This window comes from Bifidobacterium catulorum (assembly GCF_003129925.1).
Lineage (GTDB): Bacteria > Actinomycetota > Actinomycetes > Actinomycetales > Bifidobacteriaceae > Galliscardovia > Galliscardovia catulorum.
The window spans coordinates 1-203 of sequence record NZ_QFFN01000093.1 but is presented as its reverse complement, the minus strand read 5'-3'; the positions used below and the strand labels follow the sequence as shown (position 1 = coordinate 203).

General features: G+C 65.5%; 1 protein-coding gene. It reads left to right on the top strand.

The genetic code is table 11. The features are described from left to right. On the top strand, positions 1-203 hold a 203-nt coding region (locus tag DF200_RS10605), incomplete at both ends, for a transposase (protein WP_146192083.1).

Genomic DNA, 203 nt, shown 5'->3' with positions numbered 1-203 from the left:
CCACATCGTGTCCTGGGCGACCGACGCGCTCGACAAGGTACGAACCGCCGCATGGCGCGAGGCCCGGAAGAAAGGCGTCGCCCAAAAGGGCGCGAAGGATCCGATCAAGGGCGCCAGATGGGCGCTGCTGAAGAACGAGGACGACCTGACCGCCGGCCAGAAGGCCCAATTGGAGTGCGTGGCGAACACCAACGAGACCCTCT